This window comes from Pseudomonas sp. AN-B15, assembly GCF_019056475.1.
In the GTDB taxonomy this organism is placed as follows: Bacteria; Pseudomonadota; Gammaproteobacteria; order Pseudomonadales; family Pseudomonadaceae; genus Aquipseudomonas; species Aquipseudomonas parakoreensis.
Genome location: NZ_CP049737.1, coordinates 1,888,872 through 1,908,355 on the forward strand (window position 1 = coordinate 1,888,872; position 19,484 = coordinate 1,908,355).

At 60.6% G+C, this 19,484-nt stretch carries 18 protein-coding genes; 3 read left to right on the top strand and 15 right to left on the bottom strand.

Annotated features, from left to right (window positions below):
* Nucleotides 1–95: 95 nt before the first annotated feature.
* On the bottom strand, nucleotides 96–2,180 hold the full coding sequence (locus tag GTQ41_RS08725; protein WP_182404143.1) for a carboxy terminal-processing peptidase: 2,085 nt from the start codon (nucleotides 2,178–2,180) through the stop codon (nucleotides 96–98).
* Nucleotides 2,181–2,318: 138 nt separating this feature from the next.
* Here GTQ41_RS08725 and GTQ41_RS08730 point away from each other — a divergent pair, with 138 nt between their 5' ends.
* Nucleotides 2,319–3,281 (top strand): zinc-binding dehydrogenase, encoded by a 963-nt coding sequence (locus GTQ41_RS08730; RefSeq protein ID WP_047292925.1) that lies wholly within the window; start codon nucleotides 2,319–2,321, stop codon nucleotides 3,279–3,281.
* A gap of 97 nt (nucleotides 3,282–3,378) precedes the next feature.
* On the opposite strand, the gene GTQ41_RS08735 is transcribed toward GTQ41_RS08730, so the two are convergent.
* The 6 genes from GTQ41_RS08735 to GTQ41_RS08760 all read right to left on the bottom strand — a co-directional run bounded on the left by GTQ41_RS08735 (nucleotide 3,379) and on the right by GTQ41_RS08760 (nucleotide 8,689).
* Nucleotides 3,379–4,032 carry an HAD family phosphatase gene (locus GTQ41_RS08735; protein WP_047292926.1) on the bottom strand — a complete coding sequence of 218 codons (654 nt, stop codon included), beginning with the start codon at nucleotides 4,030–4,032 and terminating at the stop codon, nucleotides 3,379–3,381.
* A 34-nt stretch (nucleotides 4,033–4,066) separates the two neighbouring features.
* Nucleotides 4,067–5,056: an ABC transporter ATP-binding protein gene (locus GTQ41_RS08740; RefSeq protein ID WP_047292927.1), complete on the bottom strand. Its 990-nt coding sequence runs from the start codon at nucleotides 5,054–5,056 to the stop codon at nucleotides 4,067–4,069.
* Nucleotides 5,053–5,853, bottom strand: coding sequence for an ABC transporter permease (locus GTQ41_RS08745; RefSeq protein WP_047292928.1), 801 nt, complete (start codon nucleotides 5,851–5,853; stop codon nucleotides 5,053–5,055). The genes GTQ41_RS08740 and GTQ41_RS08745 overlap by 4 nt, the downstream gene beginning before the upstream one ends.
* Complete coding sequence (locus GTQ41_RS08750; RefSeq protein ID WP_196302421.1) at nucleotides 5,840–6,676, bottom strand: ABC transporter permease subunit; 837 nt, start codon at nucleotides 6,674–6,676, stop codon at nucleotides 5,840–5,842. The genes GTQ41_RS08745 and GTQ41_RS08750 overlap by 14 nt, the downstream gene beginning before the upstream one ends.
* 5 nt (nucleotides 6,677–6,681) lie before the next feature.
* Nucleotides 6,682–7,488: an alkaline phosphatase family protein gene (locus GTQ41_RS08755; protein WP_047292932.1), complete on the bottom strand. Its 807-nt coding sequence runs from the start codon at nucleotides 7,486–7,488 to the stop codon at nucleotides 6,682–6,684.
* A gap of 133 nt (nucleotides 7,489–7,621) precedes the next feature.
* A complete protein-coding gene (locus GTQ41_RS08760; RefSeq protein ID WP_047292934.1) occupies nucleotides 7,622–8,689 on the bottom strand; it encodes an ABC transporter substrate-binding protein in 1,068 nt (355 codons plus the stop codon).
* 352 nt (nucleotides 8,690–9,041) lie between these two features.
* On the opposite strand from GTQ41_RS08760, the gene GTQ41_RS08765 reads away from it, so the two are divergent.
* Nucleotides 9,042–9,755, top strand: a complete 714-nt coding sequence (locus tag GTQ41_RS08765) for a UTRA domain-containing protein (RefSeq protein ID WP_047292936.1) — start codon at nucleotides 9,042–9,044, stop codon at nucleotides 9,753–9,755.
* Between the two features lie 414 nt (nucleotides 9,756–10,169).
* Here GTQ41_RS08765 and GTQ41_RS08770 read toward each other — a convergent pair whose 3' ends face one another.
* The 8 genes from GTQ41_RS08770 to minC form a co-directional block, all read right to left on the bottom strand.
* Complete coding sequence (locus tag GTQ41_RS08770; protein ID WP_047292937.1) at nucleotides 10,170–11,495, bottom strand: amidohydrolase; 1,326 nt, start codon at nucleotides 11,493–11,495, stop codon at nucleotides 10,170–10,172.
* Nucleotides 11,496–11,562: 67 nt separating this feature from the next.
* Nucleotides 11,563–13,716, bottom strand: coding sequence for a mechanosensitive ion channel family protein (locus tag GTQ41_RS08775; protein WP_047292938.1), 2,154 nt, complete (start codon nucleotides 13,714–13,716; stop codon nucleotides 11,563–11,565).
* A 77-nt stretch (nucleotides 13,717–13,793) separates the two neighbouring features.
* The gene (locus tag GTQ41_RS08780; RefSeq protein ID WP_177327380.1) at nucleotides 13,794–13,970 is read right to left on the bottom strand and encodes a hypothetical protein; all 177 of its coding nucleotides are present in this window, start codon (nucleotides 13,968–13,970) and stop codon (nucleotides 13,794–13,796) included.
* A gap of 196 nt (nucleotides 13,971–14,166) precedes the next feature.
* Entirely contained in the window at nucleotides 14,167–15,456 is a 1,290-nt protein-coding gene (locus tag GTQ41_RS08785; protein WP_047292939.1) for a M18 family aminopeptidase, read from the bottom strand.
* Nucleotides 15,457–15,634: 178 nt separating this feature from the next.
* Nucleotides 15,635–16,270 (bottom strand): RluA family pseudouridine synthase, encoded by a 636-nt coding sequence (locus tag GTQ41_RS08790; protein WP_007960625.1) that lies wholly within the window; start codon nucleotides 16,268–16,270, stop codon nucleotides 15,635–15,637.
* Nucleotides 16,271–16,394: 124 nt separating this feature from the next.
* A complete protein-coding gene (gene minE, locus GTQ41_RS08795) occupies nucleotides 16,395–16,649 on the bottom strand; it encodes a cell division topological specificity factor MinE (RefSeq protein ID WP_003223146.1) in 255 nt (84 codons plus the stop codon).
* Nucleotides 16,649–17,461 carry a septum site-determining protein MinD gene (gene minD / locus GTQ41_RS08800; protein ID WP_007960626.1) on the bottom strand — a complete coding sequence of 271 codons (813 nt, stop codon included), beginning with the start codon at nucleotides 17,459–17,461 and terminating at the stop codon, nucleotides 16,649–16,651. The genes minE and minD overlap by 1 nt, the downstream gene beginning before the upstream one ends.
* 199 nt (nucleotides 17,462–17,660) lie before the next feature.
* A complete protein-coding gene (minC, locus tag GTQ41_RS08805) occupies nucleotides 17,661–18,398 on the bottom strand; it encodes a septum site-determining protein MinC (RefSeq protein WP_027613349.1) in 738 nt (245 codons plus the stop codon).
* A 117-nt stretch (nucleotides 18,399–18,515) separates the two neighbouring features.
* Between minC and GTQ41_RS08810 the strand changes: the two genes are divergently transcribed.
* Complete coding sequence (locus GTQ41_RS08810; protein ID WP_047292940.1) at nucleotides 18,516–19,451, top strand: lipid A biosynthesis lauroyl acyltransferase; 936 nt, start codon at nucleotides 18,516–18,518, stop codon at nucleotides 19,449–19,451.
* Nucleotides 19,452–19,484 lie beyond the last annotated feature (33 nt).

Below are 19,484 nucleotides of genomic sequence, written 5' to 3' on the forward strand. Positions count from 1 at the left end.
TTGTTTGAAGAGGCGCTCCCAGTCCTTTATTTCACGACAGAATGATGACTGTTTGATGACGCTCCGGGGAGCGTCACCACTAAATTGCCATCATCTTACTTCTTGGCCACCTGATTGCTCAGCTTCAGGTAATCCAGCAGCACGCGCCCGGTTTCGCTCAGGTAGGCGTCGTCTTCTGGTTTGACCTTGTCCGGCTCGGCTGCGGCCAGCGCGTCTTCATCTTCTTTCTTCAGCTCTTTGAGCGGCTCTTCGCCTTTGGCTTTGCGACGGATGTTTTCCATCGCCAGTTGCTTGGCATCGATGTCCGCGTGCTGGGCACGACGATCGGCTTCGTTGAGGCTGACGGTTTTTTCTTCCATCAGCTTCTGCGCCAGGGCCAGCTTGTCGCGGATGAACACGAACTCGGCGTCTTTGGCGCTGCGTGCGTCGTGCTCGGACTTGAGCTGCGCGAGGAACGGTTTGAACGGATCGGAGGCCGGCCTGATCGCCGCCTTGATGGTGTCCCACGGCATGGCTTCCGGCAGGGCACTTTCGCCGATTTCCTTGGTGTCGATGATCGACGGGTAGTCGATGTCCGGCAGCACGCCCTGATGCTGGGTACTCTGCCCGGACACCCGGTAGAACTTGGCCAGCGTCAGTTTCAGTTCGCCATGGTTCAGCGGCTGAATGGTCTGTACGGTGCCTTTGCCGAAGGTCTGGCCACCGATGATCAGTGCGCGATGGTAGTCCTGCATGGCGCCGGCAAAAATCTCCGAAGCCGAAGCGGACAGGCGGTTGACCAGCAGTGCCATCGGGCCTTTGTAGAACGCGCCCGGGTTTTCATCTTCGAGGACATCGACGCGGCCATCGGCATTACGCACGAGGACGGTTGGGCCCTTGTCGATGAACAGGCTGGTCAGTTCGGTGGCTTCCTGCAGGGAGCCGCCGCCGTTGTTGCGCAGGTCGATGACCACGCCGTCGACTTTCTCTTTCTGCAGTTCGGTCAGCAGTTTCTTGACGTCACGGGTGGTGCTCTTGTAATCCGGATCACCGGCACGGAACGCCTTGAAGTCGAGGTAGAAGGCCGGGATCTCAATGACGCCGAGCTTGTAGTCCTTGCCGTCCTGTTTCAGGTTCAGCACGGACTTTTTCACCGCCTGGTCTTCAAGCTTCACCGCTTCGCGAGTGATCGGCACGATCTTGCTGGTCTGGTCGTTCGGCGCATTGCTCGCCGGAATCACTTCCAGGCGCACCACGGTGCCTTTCGGGCCGCGGATCAGCTTGACCACTTCGTCCAGACGCCAGCCCACCACGTCGACCATCTCTTTGTTGCCCTGGGCAACGCCGATGATCTTGTCGGCCGGTGCGACCTGCTTGGTCTTGTCGGCCGGGCCTGCCGGCACCAGACGCACGACTTTCACTTGATCGTTATCGCTCTGCAACACGGCGCCGATGCCCTCCAGGGACAGGCTCATGTTGATGTCGAAGTTCTCCGCGTTATCTGGCGACAGATAATTGGTGTGCGGGTCGTAGGACATGGCGAAGGTGTTGATGTACGCCTGGAAGATGTCTTCCGCGCGGGTCTGATCGAGGCGCGCCAACTGATTCTTGTAGCGCTTGGTCAGGGTTTCCTGGATCTGCTTGGAATCCTTGCCGGCAATCTTCTGCCGCAGCACTTCGTCCTTGACGCGTTTGCGCCACAGGTCGTCGAGTTCAGCGGTGGATTTGAGCCAAGGGGCGTCCTTGCGATCGATCAGCAAGGTCTCCTTGGTGGTGAAGTCCATCTTGTCGACGCCCTTGTTCAGCTCCGCAATAGCGAAGTCCAGACGCGCCTTGACGCGGTCCAGATAGCGCTTGTAGATGGTGAACCCGGCGTTGAGGTCGCCGCTTTTGAGGAAGTCGTCGAACTGGGTCTTCCACTTGTCGAATTCGGCGATGTCGCTGGCCATGAAATAGCTGCGCGACGGGTCCAGCAGCTTGATGTAGCTGTCGTAGATGATCACCGAGCGCGCATCGTCGAGCGGCGGCTTGCTGTAGTGGTGACGCTTGAGCAACTCGACGACGTTGAGACTGGCGATCACTTCGTCGCGATCAGGCTGCAAGTTGTCCCAGCTGTTGGCTGCGAAGGTTTTGCCCGACATCGGCAACAAGCCGATACCGATGAAAAGAGCGAGGGCGGTGCTGGGGAGCAAATGCTTCATGCTGATTCGACGCGGGGACAATTGATAACGCATATTAGGCCGTCTTTGAAGTCGCCGGTTCTACGAGAGCCGGTCGCATAATGCAAAAAGCCCGGCGCTACAGCTTCGGGCTCAGTCCAGACTCACTATGGAGGCACTGTGAAGGCATTGCAAGGCGTTGAAGGTCAAGTGGCATGGGTTGAAGAGTCGAGTCCGGCATGTGATGTAGGACAAGTGCGCATTCGTGTGGCGGCAGCCGGCCTCAATCGCGCCGATTTATTACAGAAAGCCGGGCTTTATCCACCGCCGCCCGGTGCCAGTCAGGTGCTCGGTCTTGAGTGCTCCGGGGTGATCAGCGAAGTCGGCGCCGGCTCGTCCTGGCAGGTCGGCGACCGGGTCTGCGCGTTGCTGGCCGGGGGCGGAATGGCTGAAGAGGTGGTCGTCGACGGACGGCACGTGCTGCCGGTGCCCGAAGGTGTTTCGTTGATCGAGGCCGCGGCATTACCCGAGGTTTATGCAACGGTCTGGCTCAACGTGTTTCAACTGGCGGCGTTGAAACCGGGCGAGAAGGTTCTGCTGCATGCTGGCGCGAGTGGAATTGGTTCAGCCGCCATTCAGCTGTGCAAGGCGTTTGGCAATCCCTGTTGGGTCAGCGTTGGCTCGCCCGAGCGTCTGGCCTACTGTGAAGCGCTGGGCGCCCAGGGCGGGGTGGTGCGCAGCGATGACCTGGAGAGTCTGCGCGACTTCGGTCCGTTTGACGTGATCCTCGATCCGGTCGGCGGCAATTATGCGGCGCTGAACCTCAAGCTGACGGCGCTGGATGGACGCTGGGTGCTGATTGGTCTGATGGGCGGGCGTGAGGCGAAACTGGACCTGGCACAGGTACTGGCCAAACGTGTGCAGTTGCTCGGTTCGACGTTGCGCAGTCGCGATGATCAGTTCAAGGCCGACCTGTTCAGCGACTTGAGCCTGCATGTGTGGCCGCTGTTTGCCGAAGGACGGTTGAGTCCGCAACTGGCGAAAACCTTTCCGGTGAAAGACGCCGAGGCGGCGTTTGCCGAGCTGGCGAGCAATACGGTTTCGGGGAAAGTGGTGCTGGTGATTGACGACAGTCTGAGCTGATTGGAAGGGCAAGATCAAAAGATCGCAGCCTGCGGCAGCTCCTACAGTGGGAGGGTGTACACCCTGTAGGAGCTGCCGCAGGCTGCGATCTTTGTTTTTACTTCCAGAGATGGATCGGCCAGCCTGCTTTTTCGGCATGCTCCAGCAGCACCGGATCCGGATTCACCACATGCGGGAAATCCACCTTCAGTAGCAACGGCAAGTCATTGCGTGAGTCGGAGTAGAAACTCGCGCCTTCCAGGTTCTCTTCCTCGGCGTCCAGCCATTCCAGCAGGCGGGTGATCTTGCCTTCGCGGTAGGTCAGCGTGCCGACGGTCTGGCCGCTGTAAACACCGTGTGCGACATCCAGTTCGATGCCGAGAATTTCGTCGATGCCCAGGCGGTCGGCGATCGGTTTGACCAGGTGCGTGCCCGAGGCCGAGATCACCAGGATCCGGTCGCCGGCCTTGCGATGGGCGGCGATGGTTTTGGTCGCGTCGCTGAAGATGATCGGTTCGATAAAGTCTTCGACCCATGGGCCGACCAGGTGCTCGAGCTCTTCCGGGGTACGGCCGATCAGCGGTTCGAGGCTGAACGCCATGAATTCTTCCATGCGCAATTTGCCATGGCTGTAGGCGTCCATCAGCTCGTTGTTCTTGCGCATGAACGACTCGGGATCGACCCAGCCCAGGCGCCCCATCTGCTCACTCCAGAGGGTGGCGCAGTCGCCGTGGATCAGGGTTTCGTCCAGATCAAAAATTGCCAGGGCCATCAGTGCAGTTCTCTCTTCAACGTCAGCAAAGTCATCAGGCTACCTCACACAGGGCCGTCGGATCGATGGAAAGCGCCAGACGCTGACCGTCGGGATGCAGATCCGCCGCCGAGCGGTTGAGCACATCCACCACCAGTTCTACGCCGCGCGCCTCGACCCGATAGCGGATCACGTTGCCGAGCAGGCTGTGGCTGCGGATCTGCGCATCGAGTTCGCCATTGAGGCTCAGTTCGATGGCTTCCGGACGTATGGCGATGCGGTGGTTGATCGGCCGTTGCAACAGCTTTGAGGCACTGTCGGCGTCGAGCAGGTTGTAGTTGCCGATGAAGCCGGCGGCGAACACATCGACCGGTGCGGTGTAGAGGGTTTCGGCGTCTCCGCTTTGCACGATCTTTCCCTGGTTCATCAGGAAAATCCGGTCGGACATGGTCAGCGCTTCTTCCTGGTCGTGTGTGACGAAGATGGTGGTCAGGCCGAGTTCGCGCTGGATCTGGCGGATCTGTTCGCGCAGGTGTTTGCGGATTCGCGCATCCAGCGCCGACAGCGGTTCATCCAGCAACAACAGGCGTGGGCGGGTGACCAAGGAGCGGGCGAGGGCGACACGCTGGCATTGGCCACCGGACAACTGATGCGGATAGCGGCTGGCGAAGTCGTGCAGTTCAACCAGTTTCAACACTTCGCTGACGCGTTTGTGACTGTCGTCAGGATTCACCTTCTGCATGCGCAGACCGAAGGCAACGTTCTGCTCGACGGTCATGTTGGGGAACAGCGCGTAGCTCTGGAATACCATGCCGATCCCGCGTTTCTGCGGGCTCAGCGGCACGATGTCGACGCCATCGAGCAGGATCTTGCCGCCATCCACCGGCGTCAGCCCGGCGATACAACGCAGCAGGGTGGACTTGCCGCAACCGGACGGGCCGAGCAGGGTGACGAATTCGCCCTTGTTGATCTCGCAGTTGATGTCGCTGAACACCGTGGTGCCCGCGTAGTTTTTCTGCAGGTGTTGGACGCTGACGTAGCTCATTCGTTTTTGTCCTTGTTCAAGATGTTGGCGATCCAGGTCAGGACCAGCACGAAAAAGAAGTACGAGATCACCAGCGCACTGGTGAAGTGGCCGCTGCTGTTGCGCATGTTGTTCAGGTATACCTGCAGGGTTTCGTAGCGCGTGCCGACGAGGATGTTGGCGAACACGAATTCCCCGAACAGGAACGAGAACGACAGCAACAACGCGACCATCAGGCCTTTGCGCAGGTTCGGCAGTACCACCAGAAACGCGGCCTGAAAGGTGCTGGCGCCGAGCAGTTGCGCGGCGTCCATCAGGTCGCGCAGGTTGATCGCCTGCAGGTTGTTGGTGATCGCCCGGTACATGAACGGCAGCGCCACGGTGAAGTAGCAACCGATCAGGATCCACGGCGTACCGACCATCGCCAGCGGCCCCGAACCGTACAGTTGCAACAGGCCTACCGACGACACCACTGGCGGCACCGCGAAGGGCAGCAGGATCAGGATGTTCATCAGCGCATCGAGCTTCGGGAAGTGGTAATGCACCACGAACAGCAACGGCAGGATCAGCACCACCGACAGCACCAGCGCGCCCACGCACACCAGCAGCGACTGGCCGAAAGCATGCAGAAAGCGTGGATCGCTCCACAGCTGGAGGTACCACTTGAAGGTGAAGCCGCTGGGCAGGATGGTCGCCGACCAGCTGCTGGCGATCGAATAGATCAGCGTACCCACCAGCGGCAGCAGCAGGATCGCGAACAGCAAATAAACCACGACGCGGTGGTAGACGCCGGCCGGGCCGGATTCAGCGCGAGACATGGTAGCTCCTCTTCAGCAGCAATTGATGCGCGACGGTGACGATAGTCATCAACGCCACCAGCACCACGGCCAGGGCACTGGCGAGATTCGGGTCGAGGGAAATGTCCCCGGAAACCATTGCCGCGATGCGGATCGGCAGCACGTTGAAGTTACCGGTGGTCAAGGCGTACACCGTGGCGTAGGCGCCGAGAGCGTTGGCCAGCAGGATCACAAACGTACCGAGCAGTGCCGGGGTCAGCACCGGCAGACCAATATGCCGCCAGAACTGCCAGCCGTTGGCGCCGAGCAGCGCAGCGGATTCGCGCCAGTCTTCACGCAAGGCGTCGAAGGCCGGGTAGAGCAGCAGCACGCCGAGGGGAATCTGGAAGTAGGTATAGAGAATGATCAGACCGGTTTTCGAGTACAGGTTGAAGTCCTGAATGATCCCGGCCTGCTTGAGCATGATGGTGATGCTGCCGTTGAAACCGAGCAGGATGATGAACGCGAAGGCCAGGGGCACGCCGGCGAAGTTGCTGGTCATGTTGGCGAAGGCATTCACGAAGTTGCGCAGTTTCGAGTCGACCCGGCGCAGGGAATACGCACCGAGCACGGCGATGATGATGCCGAACACACTCGACCAGAAACTGATCTCCAGGCTGTACTGAATCGCCTGCAGATAGAACTTGGAACTGAAGATCTTGCTGAAGTTGGCGAAGCCCCAGCCGAATTCTTCCGATTGCAGGCTGTTGATCATCACCCAGACCAGCGGGGCGATTTCGAACACGATAAAGAACAGGGCGAACGGCACCAGGCACAGGGCTGCCAGCCATTTGCCGCGAGTCATGGCATTCACTTGAGCAGCTCCCGGCATACAGGTTTGTCGTGGGGGGCGCCGAGCAGTTCACAGACGGTGCCGCAGATCTCGGTTTGTTTCGGCGCGGCATCAATATTGAAGCTGAAGGCGTCACCGAAAACGAACAGCGGCACCTGGCGTTCTTCCGGCAACAGGCCGTTGTGCGAGCGGTCGTTGTTCATGCCGTGGTCGGCGGTGACCAGCACCTGATAGCCCGCATCGAGCCAGCCTTGCAGGTAGTCGGCGAGGATGATGTCCGCCGAGCGTGCGCTGTTGCGGTATTGCGTGGAGTCGAGGCCGTGCTTGTGGCCGGCGTCGTCGATGTTCATCGGGTGAATCAGCAGAAAGTTCGGCGCATGGCGCAGACGCAGGTTTTCCGCATCGGCAAACAGGTGCGAATCCGGGTAGTGATCGCTCCAGTAGAAGTGGCCGTGCTGGATCGGCAATGACAGGTTTTCGGTGTGCCGGTCGCGGGCCACGACGAACGGCGAGCGGTTATACAGCTCGCTGACCCAGTGATAGGCCGCTGCGGCGGTTTTCAGACCGGCGTCGCGGGCGTAGTGATAGATGCTGCGCTGGTTGGACAGACGCGCGACGTTGTTGTGGACGATGCCACTGTCGATCGGCGGCACGCCAGTAAGGATGCATTCGTAAAGCGGTCGGGACAGGGCCGGCAACTCGCACTCCAACTGATAGAGCGCGGCGCGTCCTGCGCCAACGTAAGCCTGCAGATGCCCCATGGCGTGCCGCGCGACCTCGTAGTTGAGACCGTCGAGCACGACAAGGATGACGTTGTGCTTCATAGGGGCAAAAACTCCGAAAACAAAACTTGGATCGTTCAATGTAGGAGCTGCCGCAGGCTGCGATCTTTTGACTCTGCCTTTTAAAAGCAAGATCAAAAGATCGCAGCCTGCGGCAGCTCCTACAGATGAAGGATTACTTCATCTCGACGATGACTTCTTCGTTCCACTTCTGCGGCAGGGCCTTGGAGGTTTTTTCCCACGCGTCGGCGTCCTTGATTGGCGTGACCTTCTTGTACTGCTCGTTTGGCAGCAGCTTGGCTTTCACGTCTTCCGGCAGTTGCAGATGTTCGGCACGGATCGGACGGGCGTTGCCGCGCGCCAGGTTGGTCTGGCCGGCGTCGCTGAAGATGTATTCGCGGGTCAGCTTGGCGGCGTTCGGGTTTTTTGCGTACTTGTTGATGATGGTGGTGTAGCCGGAAATCACCGAGCCGTCGGACGGGATCAGCACCACGTAGTCATCCGGGTTGGCCATCTTGGCCTTGTAGCTCAGACCATTGAAGTCCCAGACCACGCCGACTTCGATCTCGCCTTTTTCCATGGTGGCGATGGTCGGGTTGGCCATCGACAGGCGACCTTGCCTGGCGATGTCTGCAAACAGCAGCAGGGCCGGCTGGAGGTTTTTCTCGTCGCCACCGTTGGCCAGGGCCGCGGCGAGTACGCCGTTGGCGGCTTGCGCGGCGGTGCTCACGTCACCGATGGAAACCTTGTATTTGCCGCCCTTGAGGTCAGCCCATTTGGTCGGTACTTCGGAACCGTGCAGCAGCTTCTTGTTGACGATGAAGGCGATGGTGCCGGTGTAGGCCAATGCCCAGTTGCCGTCCTTGTCCTTGGCCCAGGCCGGCACCTGATCCCAGGTGCTCGGTTTGTACGGTTGCACCACGCCCTGCTTGACCGCGATCGGGCCGAAGGCGGCGCCGACGTCGCCGATGTCGGCGGTGGCGTTGTCTTTTTCAGCGGCGAACTTGGCGATTTCCTGGGCCGAGCTCATGTCGGTATCAATGTGTTTCAGGCCGTAGGTCTTGGCCAGGTCTTCCCAGGTGCCTTTCCAGTTTGCCCAGTCATCGGGCATGCCGACGCTGTTGACGGCGCCTTCCGCTTTCGCAGCGGCTTCGAGGGTTTTCAGATCGGTGTCGGCCGCCATGGCGGCGGTGCACATTGCAATGGTCGAGCCTAACAGTGTTGCCAGGAAAAGCTGTTTCATTCCGAAGCTCCTTGGTCGTGTTCAACGCTGCGATTGCGGTTTGTGTTGGTCTAGGTCAGCAATACCTGAGCCAATTTAAGGGGGCTGGATGACACTTTGATGTCGGCGGTCGCCCGGCAGGCCTTTTATTGGCCCGGTTTCGGCGCTTGCCCGCTAAGCGTAGACCAAGGTCAAAGCCCCGGCTGGCAAGGGACTTGGCCGAGGTATTGCAAGTCATGAGGGCGACCGTCGGGCGGGTTTGTCATCTCTCGGTCATCTGCACTGCCTAGGCTTGCAAGACATGGAAACGGCTTGCAGGCCGTACGGTTTTTGCCCCGAAACAGTGCTGGTCTAGTCCAGATAGGTAACGTTGATGCGCGATGAGGCAACAAAAGCGGTGACAGCCATCGGCCAGGTGCTGCAGGAGCAGCTCGATCACGGCCTGTTGGCGCCGGGCAGCAAGCTGCCGGCCGAGCGCAAGCTCAGTGAGTTGTTCGGCACTACGCGCATTACGGTGCGTGAGGCGTTGTTGCAACTGGAGGCACAGGGGCAGATCTATCGCGAGGAGCGCCGAGGCTGGTTCGTTTCGCCGCCGCGTCTGGCGTACAACCTGATGCAGCGCAGTCACTTTCACGCGATGGTGAGTGCGCAGGGCCGGGTGCCGTCGACCGAGGTGATTTCCGCGCGTCTGCAGCCGGCTTCGGCGGCGGTGTGTGCCTGGTTGCAGTTGCCGGCGTTGTCCAGCGTGATCCAGATTTGCCGGTCGCGGCGGATTGACGGGCGGCTGGTGCTGTATGTGGAGCATTATCTGAATCCGCAGTATTTTCCGGGGATTCTGGGGTTCGATTTGAATCAGTCGATGACCGAGTTGTATGCGCGGCATTACGATTTGCACTATGGGCGGGTGCGGTTCGAGATTGTGCCGACGTCGTTGGCGGTGGATGCGGCGGCGGCTTTGCGGGTTTCTGTGGGGAGTCCGGGGTTACGGATTGCTCGGGTCAATTATGATCAGCATGAGCGGTTGATTGATTGTGATCTGGAGTTTTGGCGGCATGATGCGATTCATGTGGGGGTTGATGTGGTTTGATCGTTTTGGGTGAATATCCGTTGCTGCGGTAACGGCGGCTTAGGGTTCCGCCCTTACGGCGGGTCACTTTTGACAAACGCCTCAAAAGTAACCAAAAACGCTTGCTCCTGCGTTCGGCCCGCTCGCTGGGGCTCGGGGTTCCTTCGCTCCGGGATTGTTCCGGGGGCAGCGCCTACGGTTTGCTTCGCTGCACCTCCTCTCGCTGTGTTTGGCTGCGCCAAACGGTCGCTGCGCTCCCACCCCGGATCAATCCCTCCACTCAGCCTTCCGACGTCGCCCGTGGATCAAGATCAAGAGCTGCAGCCGAGCTAACGCTCATCCTGTGTAGGAGCTGCCGAAGGCTGCGATCTTTTGATCTTGATCTTCAGCACACTAAAAGATCGCAGCCTCGTTGCACTCGTCAGCTCCTTCAGGTTAGTGGGTGTTGGTGTAGAGGTAGTCTGTTGCCAGTGAGGCCAGTGTGCGTACGCCCACCACCAGCGCCGACTCATCCACAAAGAACCCCGGATTGTGATTCGGCGCGGCCTTGCTCATGTCCTGATCCCGTGGTGTGACGCCGAGAAATACGAACAACCCCGGTACTTCCTTGGCGAAGAACGAGAAGTCTTCCGCGCCGCCCACCAGCGGCGCATTGACCACGTCATCCTTGGCTGCCCACTTCAACGTCGGCAGCATTTTTTCCGTCAGTGCCGGGTTGTTGATCGTGGGGTCGTATTTTTCGATGATGGTCACGTCGGCTTTCGCGCCGCCGCTTTCGGCGATGTTTTCGATGGTCTGGCGTACGTCGGCGTGGAGTTTCTGGCGGATGCCGTAGTCGTAGGAGCGGATGGTGCCGCTCATGTCCACGGACTCGGGAATGATGTTGTAGCGGGTGCCACCATTGATGGTGCCGATGCTGACCACCGACGGGTAAGACGAAATATCGGTGCGCCGACTGACCACGGTTTGCAGGCCGACGATGGTTTGTGCGCCGACGGTGATCGGGTCGATGCCGTCCCACGGGCGGCCGGCGTGGGTTTGTTTGCCGAGGATTTTGATGCGCAGGTCGTCGGAGCTGGCCAGGGTGGCGCCGGGGCGGTAGGCAATCTGTCCGGCGGGAACGCCGGCCCAGACGTGCAGACCGAATACGGCGTCGGGTTTGGGTGATTTCATCACGCCTTCCTGCACCATCATTTTTGCGCCCCAGGTGTTCTTGCCGTCGGGGATGAAGTCGCTCGGGCCTTCTTCGGCGGGCTGGAAGTAGAACACCACGGTGCCGGGCAGGGTGTCGCGCAGACCGGTGAGGATTTTCGCCGTGCTCAACAGGATCGCGGTGTGGGCGTCGTGGCCGCAGGCGTGCATCACGTCGACTTCTTTGCCGAGGTAGGTGCCTTTGGCTTTCGAGGCGAAGGGCAGGTCGGCGACTTCCTTGACCGGCAGTGCGTCCATGTCGGCGCGCAAGGCCACGGTCGGGCCGGGCAGGGCGCCTTTGAGGATGGCGACCACGCCGGTGCGGGCGACGTTGGTTTTCACTTCCAGGCCCATGGCCTTGAGCTGTTTGGCGACCAGTTCAGAGGTGCGTGTTTCGGTGTTGCCCAGTTCCGGGTGGGCGTGGATGTCGCGGCGGGTTTCCAGCAGCTCCGGTTCAAGTGCCTTGGCTTGCGTGGCGATCTGTTCGCGGGTGCTGTCCAGGGTGGCGGCGCTGGCGGTGCCGGCCAGCAGGGTGAGCAGAACGGTCTGGGTGATACGTGTCAGCTGCATCGGGTTTTCTCCATGGTTATTGTTTTTCTGGCTTCCCTGCCTGTGACCCGAGTGTCTGCGCGAAGTGCTATTCCTTCGGCTGGCCACCACCGGCAGTGATGACCTGCACGCTCATGCGTGGCGTCGCCAGATCGAGCCCGGCCTCGTCCAGATGGCGTTTGAGCGACAGGTTGAAGGCCCGGGAAACTTCCCATTGCTTGATTGGCGCGGTCTTGAAGCGCGCACGCAAAATTGCGCTGCCGGACTCGAAACTCTCCACGCCCTGGATCTCCAGTGGCGACCAGATGTTGCGCCGTTGCAGCGGGTCGGTGCGCATTTTCTGGCCGACTTCGCGCATCAGTTTGATCGCGTCGTCGATTTCCATGTTGTACGGCACCGCCACGCGGAAGATCGCGTAGCCGAATTCCCGTGAGTAGTTCTTGATGCTTTTGATTTCGCTGAACGGGATGGTGTGAACGATGCCGTCGATATCGCGCAGGCGCACGGTGCGGATGGTCAGGCCTTCGACAGTGCCCAGATGCCCGCCGACATCGACGTAGTCATCAATGGCCAGCGAGTCTTCGATGATGATGAACAGGCCGGTGATCAAATCCGCCACCAGCGATTGCGCACCGAAACCGATGGCCAGGCCGATCACACCGGCACCGGCCAGCAGTGGCGTGACGTTCATGCCCATGTTCGCCAGGGCGACGATCAGCGCAATGATGAAAATCGCCACGAACAGCACGTTGCGGATCAGCGGCATCATCGTCTGCGCGCGGGCATTCGCCAGGCCTTTGCGCGAGCGGGTGAGGGCGTGATGCACGGCGGTGTCGGCGAGGATCCAGATCAGCCAGGAGAAAATCAGCGTGCCGATCAGGCTGAACAGTTTGACGCTGACGTCGTGGCCTTCGCCCTCGGCAAAGCCGATCAGCGATTTGCCCCATACGCGCAGGCCGAGTTCGATGAAGATCAGCCACACCAGCAGGTGGGCGAGGGTGTAGAAGAAGCTTTTCAGGCGTTCCGAGTACAAGGCATGGCGCTTCGGCCCGCGTTGCGGTTTGAGTGAGTGCCGGCGCACGAGACCGTTGATCACCATGCACATCACCAGCAGCACCGTGCAGATCAGTGACTGGCGCAGGGCGGTGCTGGTGTCGCCGGCAGAGACGAAGGTGGCGAACAGCGAAATCCCGACCAGCACCAGCGCCGGCACGTACCAGAAGGTGCCGAGGATATCGATGGTGTCGCTGAGGGCGCGGCGGGTCAGGCGACGGGACAATGGCTGGTTGCGGATCAGATGGGCGATTGGCCGGCGGAAACGCAGGATGAACAGCCCGGTGAACAGCGCCGCGAGGACATTGGTGACGGTCGCGGTGGTGTGCGCCAAATGCACGCCGAGGCTTTCCACCAGGCGCGGGTCGTTGAGCGCTTCACCGAACGCGGCGAAGCTGCCGATCAGCCATAACGGACGGAACGCCTGATGCCGCAGGATGTACAGCGCCCGGTGCCGGTGCGGGCCGTCGAGCAGCGAGAAGGCGATCACGCAGATCGCCGAGAAACAGGTGCCGACCACCAGCGCATACGCCAGCACCATCGCCAGGCTCTTGCCCAATGACGACGGCAGCGCGTAGCTCATGTAAACGGTGATGACCAACGCGATCAGCCATGGCCCGAGCTTGCGCAGGGCGAAGCGCAGCATGTCGAGGGCCTTGGGGTGCTGCGGCAGTTCTTCGGTCAGGCCGAAGCGCATGCGCACCCGGTGACCGAGCCAGATCAGCGCGGCGGCGAGCAGGCTCCAGACCATCAGGATCACCGCGAAGCCGAAGATGATCGGCAGCCACTCGCTGGCTGGCAACATCAGGTTATCGAGTTCGTCCTTGGCCAGGTCGAACTCGTCGGACCAGCGGGTCAGCGGACTGTCGTCGCCGGAGAACTGCTTCTCGAAACTGGCCAGCGTGCCGCCAATCAGGCCCAGCACGCCTTCTTCCGGTGAAACCTGGGCTTTCTTTGTGGCGTCGCGCAGCTTTTTCAGATCGCTCAGCAACTGTGCGCGTTGCTTGTCGTTTTCCAGCGACTTGATGACTTCATCCAGCGACTGGCCCAACGGTTCCTGCGCCTCGGGCTGCGCCTTGGTGGAGTTGAGCAGTCCCGGCAAGCCGACCGCGTGGGCAGGGGCCAGCGGCAGCAGCGTCATCAGGCAGACAAGGAACAGGCAGGGCAGAGCAAACAGACGAGCGAACACTAGGCGGTCAACCTCGCAAAGGGGCGAATTGAGCGAGTGTACGAGGCAGTCAGAATCAATGCGAGCCGGGCGCGGATTTATTCGTTGAGTTTGGCGAGGATCTTGTAGACCACGGTCGCCAGGATCATCAGCATGCCGATCCACATGGCGAAGACGCCGGCGTTCTTGTCGCGGAAGTTGAAGCCGATGGCCAGCAGGATCATCCCGCTCAGGATCGGGACGAGCATGGCATGGAACGAAGACATCGAGATCATGGAGACTGCCTTGTCGAAGGGGATGATGTAAGTCTAGGTCGGTTTCATTGAAGCTGTATTGATCTGTGTAGGAGCTGCCGCAGGCTGCGATCTTTTGATCTTGCTTTTGAACTGCAAAAAACAAGATCAAAAGATCGCAGCCTGCGGCAGCCCCTGCAGAGATTTGTGATCACCCCGAGAGATGATCGTTTAGCGATTACGGCAATTCACGGGAGGCGTAGAACGCGCTCAGCACTTTGACCAGGTGTGCCAGGTCATGGCTGCCGCACAGTTCGCGGATCGAGTGCATGGCGAAGGTCGGCAGGCCGATATCGACGGTGCGCACGCCCAGGTGGCTGGCGGTGATCGGGCCGATGGTCGAACCGCAACCCATGTCGCTGCGTACCACGAAGCTCTGCACCGGCACTTCTTCGGCCATGCACAGGTGGCGGAAAAATCCGGCGGTTTCGCTGTTGGTGGCGTAGCGCTGGTTGCTGTTGACCTTGATCACCGGGCCGGCGTTGAGTTTCGGGCCGTGGTTGGCGTCGTGCTTCTCGGCGTAGTTGGGGTGTACGCCGTGGGCGTTGTCGGCCGAGACCAGCAGCGATTTCTGAATGGTGCGCACGAACTCGTCGCCTTCCGGCAGCAGGCGGCGCAGGGTCTGTTCGAGCATCGGGCCATCGGCGCCGCACGCCGAGCAGGAGCCGACTTCTTCGTGATCGTTGCACACCAGCACGCAGGTCTCTTCGGTGTCGGCGCTGAGCAGGGCTTGCAGGCCGGCGTAGCAGGACAGCAAGTTGTCCAGGCGCGCGCCGGCGATGAAGTCGCCATGCAGGCCGATGATCGCCGCGCTTTGGGTGTCGTAGAAACTCAGCTCATAATCCAGCACCACGTCGGCGTTCAGGCCGTGTTCGCGAGCCAGTTGATCGGTCAGTACCGCACGGAAGTCGACGCGCTCGTCACCGGCGAACTGCGCGAGTATCGGCGGCAGCTCGGTCTGTGCGTTGATCGCCCAGCCTTGGTTGGCTTCACGGTTGAGGTGAATCGCCAGGTTGGGAATGATCGCGATCGGTGCCTTGAAGTCGATCAACTGGCTTTCGACCTTGCCGTCGCGACGGAAGGTGACGCGGCCGGCCAGCGACAGGTCGCGGTCGAACCACGGCGCCAGCAGTGCGCCGCCGTACACTTCAACGCCCAGTTGCCAGAAGCCCTGACGTTGCAGTTCCGGTTGCGGCTTGACCCGCAGGCACGGGCTGTCGGTGTGGGCGCCGACCAGGCGGATACCGTCGTGCAGCGGCGAGTTGCGGCCCATTTTGATCGCGACGATCGAGGAGTCGTTACGGGTGACGTAATAGCGGCCGTTGGCCTCGGTGGTCCATGGCTCGCGCTCGTCGAGGCGCACGTAACCGGCGGCCTCCAGACGCTGAACAAGGCTGGCGGTGGCGTGGAACGGGGTAGGGGAGGCCTTGAGGAAGTCGATCAGGCCTTGGTTCAACTCTTCGCGCATAAGAAGCTCCAGACAGCAATGGGCGCGAGTTTAACGCATCGGCCGGGGAATTGAATCCGGACCGGATCCCTGTGGGAGCGAGCCTGTTCGCGAAAGCGCTATGACATTCAACATTGATGCTGACTGATCAATTGCTTTCGCGAGCAGGCTCGCTCCCACATGGGTTCGGTGGTGCTTGTCAGAACGGTGCCGGGCATTCGAAGCGCAGACGTTCGCCGGTTTGCGGGTGGGTGAAGCTGAGCATGCTGGCGTGCAGGCACAGGCGCGGCCAGGCGGCGAGGGCCTGTTCGTGGGCGTAGAGCCCGTCGCCCAGCAACGGGTGCCCGATGGACAGCATGTGCACGCGCAACTGGTGCGAGCGCCCGGTGATTGGCGTCAGTTCGACGCGGCACCAGTCGCCGCAACGTTCCAGTACGCGCCAGAAGGTCAGTGCGTGTTTGCCGAATTCGTGGTCGACCACGTGGCGCGGTTTGGTCGGTGGGTCGTAGCGCAGCGGCAAATCGATGCTGCCGCTGTCCAGTTCCGGCTGACCCCAGGCCAGGGCGGTGTAGGCCTTTTCGGTTTCGCGGTCGTGAAACTGTCGCGACAGTTCGCGGTGGGTGTCGGCGTCACGGGCCAGCAGAATGATGCCGGAGGTTTCCCAGTCCAGGCGATGGACGATACGCGCCTCCGGGTAGCCGTTTTCCTGCAGGCGGGTGATCAGGCAGTCCTTGTTGTCGTCGGCGCGACCGGGCACCGAGAGCAGCAAGGTCGGCTTGTCGACCACCAGTACAGCGGCGTCCTGATGGATGATGCGGATGTTGGACAACGGCATTAAAACAGCCTCGTAACAAATGCCAACGGCGGCTCAGACTGTTGATAACCCTGTAGGCGCAGCCTTCGGCAGCGCCTACAGGGTTATCAACAGCCCGAGCCGCCGTAGCGACTGCCGGATCGACTCAGCGATCAGGCAGGGTGATGTTGAGTTCCAGAATCGAGCAACTGCCCTGGCTTTCCAGTGCAACATGTACGTCGTCGTTGCCGATGTTGACGTACTTGCGGATCACGTCGACCAGTTCCTTCTGCAAGGCTGGCAGGTAATCCGGCGTGCTGCGCTGGCCGCGCTCATGCGCCACGATGATCTGTAGACGCTCTTTCGCTACCGAGGCGGTACTTGGCTTTTTGTTGGCACGAAAGAAGTCAAAAAGGTTCATTACCTACCTCCAAACAGGCGCTCGAAGAATCCCTTCTTCGTAACATCGAGGAAACGATGTTCTTTTTCTTTGCCCAGCAGACGATCAACGGCATCGCTGTAGGCCTGACCGGCATCGCTCTGGTCGTCGAGAATCACCGGGACACCCGAGTTGGAAGCCTTCAGGACTGCCTGCGACTCAGGGATGACGCCCAGCAGGGTCACGGCCAGGATTTCCTTCACGTCTTCGACGCCCAGCATTTCGCCATCGCTGACACGCTGCGGGTTGTAACGGGTCAGCAGGAGGTGTTCCTTGATCGGCTCTTCGCCGAGTTCGGCACGCCGCGATTTGCTGGCCAGCAGGCCGAGCATGCGGTCCGAGTCACGTACCGAGGACACTTCCGGGTTGGTCACGATGATCGCTTCATCGGCGAAGTACATCGCCAGGTGTGCGCCTTTCTCGATGCCTGCCGGGGAGTCGCAGACCACGAAGTCGAAGTCTTCCTTCAACTGCATCAGGACTTTTTCCACGCCTTCCTGGGTCAGCGCGTCTTTGTCGCGGGTCTGGCTGGCGGCCAGTACGTAGAGGTTTTCCAGGCGCTTGTCTTTGATCAGGGCCTGCTGCAGGTTGGCTTCGCCGTTGACCACGTTGACGAAGTCGTACACCACGCGACGCTCGCAACCCATGATCAGGTCGAGGTTACGCAGGCCCACGTCGAAGTCGACGATCACTGTTTTGTGGCCGCGCAGAGCGAGGCCGGTACCGATAGCGGCGCTGGTGGTGGTCTTACCCACACCACCCTTGCCGGATGTAACCACGAGAATCTTGGCCAAGGTGTTTCACCCCTAAGGAAGAAGGACTGTTTAGCCCCTGAAAAACATCTCTTGAAAACTACTGCAGTCGGACAGCCTTGGCTGGAATTCGGCGCAAGTCGCACTTGCCGGGGGCAAACGCTCCTTGATCCTTTTTCCTACTTCGTTTGAGCCGTTTTCGCTACGTTTTAGAGATGCTTGGAAAATGCGGCAGTATCCGTTAAAGCCGAATGATGTTCAACACGTCGGCCGACAGGCTGACCTGTACACCGGAGCCCCACAGTGGATCGCGGCGCAAATCTTCGGAAACCTTGTAATGCCCGGCGATGGAGATCAGTTCAGCGCTCAATTGCTGACAGAAAATCCGCGCCTTGGTGTCGCCTTTGACGCCGGCCAGGGCGCGACCGCGCATCGGGCCGTATACATGGATGTTGCCATCGGCCAGAAGTTCCGCCCCCGGACTGACCGAGGACACCACGACCAGATCGCCACCCTGGGCGTATATCTGTTGGCCACCACGTACTGGCGTGGTGATGACGCGGGTCGGTTTGACCGTCGGCTCCGGCGGCTTTTCCGGCTTCTTTTTGACTTCCGGTTCCGGGGCTTCCAGCGGCCGCTCACGGGCGCCGGACGGCGGCAGCACCGGGATGTCGATGGCGATGGCGGCGGCGATGTCTTCGATACGGCTGGCGCGGATCGCCAGGGTGCGCAGACCATGTTGGCGGCACACGCGCATCAGACCGGGCAGATCGACCGCGCCTTCGCCGGGCGGCAGTTTGTCCAGCGCCAGGACCAGCGGCGCATTGCTGAAGAAATTCGGCGCCTGGGCGACTTTGGCGGCCAATTGCCGATCAAGGCTGTCGAGGTCGTTGCGGGACAGTTCCAGCACCGTAATGGCCAGCATGCTGCCCTTCAACTGGAACACGGGATCTCGGTCTGGCGATTCGTTTTGGCTCATATCGGCATACAACGGCTTGTCACTAAAAGTGCCGAGACTTATAACGAGAACGCCCGCGAGCCGCAAGCCGGGTCGAACGATGTAGAATGCGCGGCCACTGAATTTACGGAAGCTTTAATGGATCGCCCGCGTTTTCGAAGAGCCTATCTTTCTCCCCGCTTCTGGCCGCTCTGGTGCGGTCTGGGGCTGTTGTGGCTGGTCGTGCAGTTGCCCTATGCGGTGTTACTGACGATCGGTCGTGTGCTGGGCGCAGTGATGTATCGCGTGGCCGGCGACCGGCGGCGCATCGCCAAACGCAATCTGGAGCTGTGCTTCCCGGAAAAATCCGCCGCCGAGCGCAAGCGTCTGCTCAAGGAAAACTTCGCCTCCACCGGCATCGCGTTTTTTGAAATGGCGATGAGCTGGTGGTGGTCCCGTGAGCGTCTGGCCAAACTGGCTCACGTCGAAGGCCTGGAGCATTTGCAAAAGGCTCAGCGCGAAGGCAAAGGCGTGATCCTCATGGCCGCGCACTTCACTACCCTGGAAATCGGTGCGGCACTGCTCGGCCAGCAGCACACCATCGACGGCATGTACCGCGAGCACAAGAACCCGTTGTTCGACTTCGTCCAGCGTCGCGGCCGCGAGCGGCACAACCTCGATTCGCTGGCGGTGGAGCGTGACGACGTGCGCGGCATGCTCAAGCTGCTGCGTTCGGGCAGGGCGATCTGGTACGCGCCGGATCAGGACTATGGCGCCAAGCAGAGTATCTTTGTGCCGCTGTTCGGCATTCAGGCAGCGACCGTGACCGCGACCACCAAATTCGCCCGGTTGGGTAAAGCGCTGGTGGTGCCGTTCACTCAGGAGCGTCTGGCCGACGGCAGCGGTTACAAGCTGGTGATTCATCCGCCGCTGGAAGACTTTCCGGGTGAAACTGAAGAGGCCGACTGCATCCGCATCAACCAGTGGGTGGAAAGCGCCTTGCGCGCCTGCCCTGAGCAATACTTGTGGGCGCATCGCCGCTTCAAGAGCCGTCCACCGGGCGAGCCGAAGCTTTACCCGAAACGGCGCGGCTGATTCACTCACCCTTTCAAGCACCACGGAGCGTTG

Bases quoted from the DNA above. Each gene is read 5' to 3' on its own strand.
- GTQ41_RS08725 (WP_182404143.1), bottom strand. From the start codon at position 2,180: ATGAAGCATTTGCTCCCCAGCACCGCCCTCGCTCTTTTCATCGGTATC.
- GTQ41_RS08735 (WP_047292926.1), bottom strand. From the start codon at position 4,032: ATGGCCCTGGCAATTTTTGATCTGGACGAAACCCTGATCCACGGCGAC.
- GTQ41_RS08740 (WP_047292927.1), bottom strand. From the start codon at position 5,056: ATGAGCTACGTCAGCGTCCAACACCTGCAGAAAAACTACGCGGGCACC.
- GTQ41_RS08745 (WP_047292928.1), bottom strand. From the start codon at position 5,853: ATGTCTCGCGCTGAATCCGGCCCGGCCGGCGTCTACCACCGCGTCGTG.
- GTQ41_RS08750 (WP_196302421.1), bottom strand. From the start codon at position 6,676: ATGACTCGCGGCAAATGGCTGGCAGCCCTGTGCCTGGTGCCGTTCGCC.
- GTQ41_RS08755 (WP_047292932.1), bottom strand. From the start codon at position 7,488: ATGAAGCACAACGTCATCCTTGTCGTGCTCGACGGTCTCAACTACGAG.
- GTQ41_RS08760 (WP_047292934.1), bottom strand. From the start codon at position 8,689: ATGAAACAGCTTTTCCTGGCAACACTGTTAGGCTCGACCATTGCAATG.
- GTQ41_RS08765 (WP_047292936.1), top strand. From the start codon at position 9,042: ATGCGCGATGAGGCAACAAAAGCGGTGACAGCCATCGGCCAGGTGCTG.
- GTQ41_RS08770 (WP_047292937.1), bottom strand. From the start codon at position 11,495: ATGCAGCTGACACGTATCACCCAGACCGTTCTGCTCACCCTGCTGGCC.
- GTQ41_RS08780 (WP_177327380.1), bottom strand. From the start codon at position 13,970: ATGATCTCGATGTCTTCGTTCCATGCCATGCTCGTCCCGATCCTGAGC.
- GTQ41_RS08785 (WP_047292939.1), bottom strand. From the start codon at position 15,456: ATGCGCGAAGAGTTGAACCAAGGCCTGATCGACTTCCTCAAGGCCTCC.
- GTQ41_RS08790 (WP_007960625.1), bottom strand. From the start codon at position 16,270: ATGCCGTTGTCCAACATCCGCATCATCCATCAGGACGCCGCTGTACTG.
- minE (WP_003223146.1), bottom strand. From the start codon at position 16,649: ATGAACCTTTTTGACTTCTTTCGTGCCAACAAAAAGCCAAGTACCGCC.
- minC (WP_027613349.1), bottom strand. From the start codon at position 18,398: ATGAGCCAAAACGAATCGCCAGACCGAGATCCCGTGTTCCAGTTGAAG.
- GTQ41_RS08810 (WP_047292940.1), top strand. From the start codon at position 18,516: ATGGATCGCCCGCGTTTTCGAAGAGCCTATCTTTCTCCCCGCTTCTGG.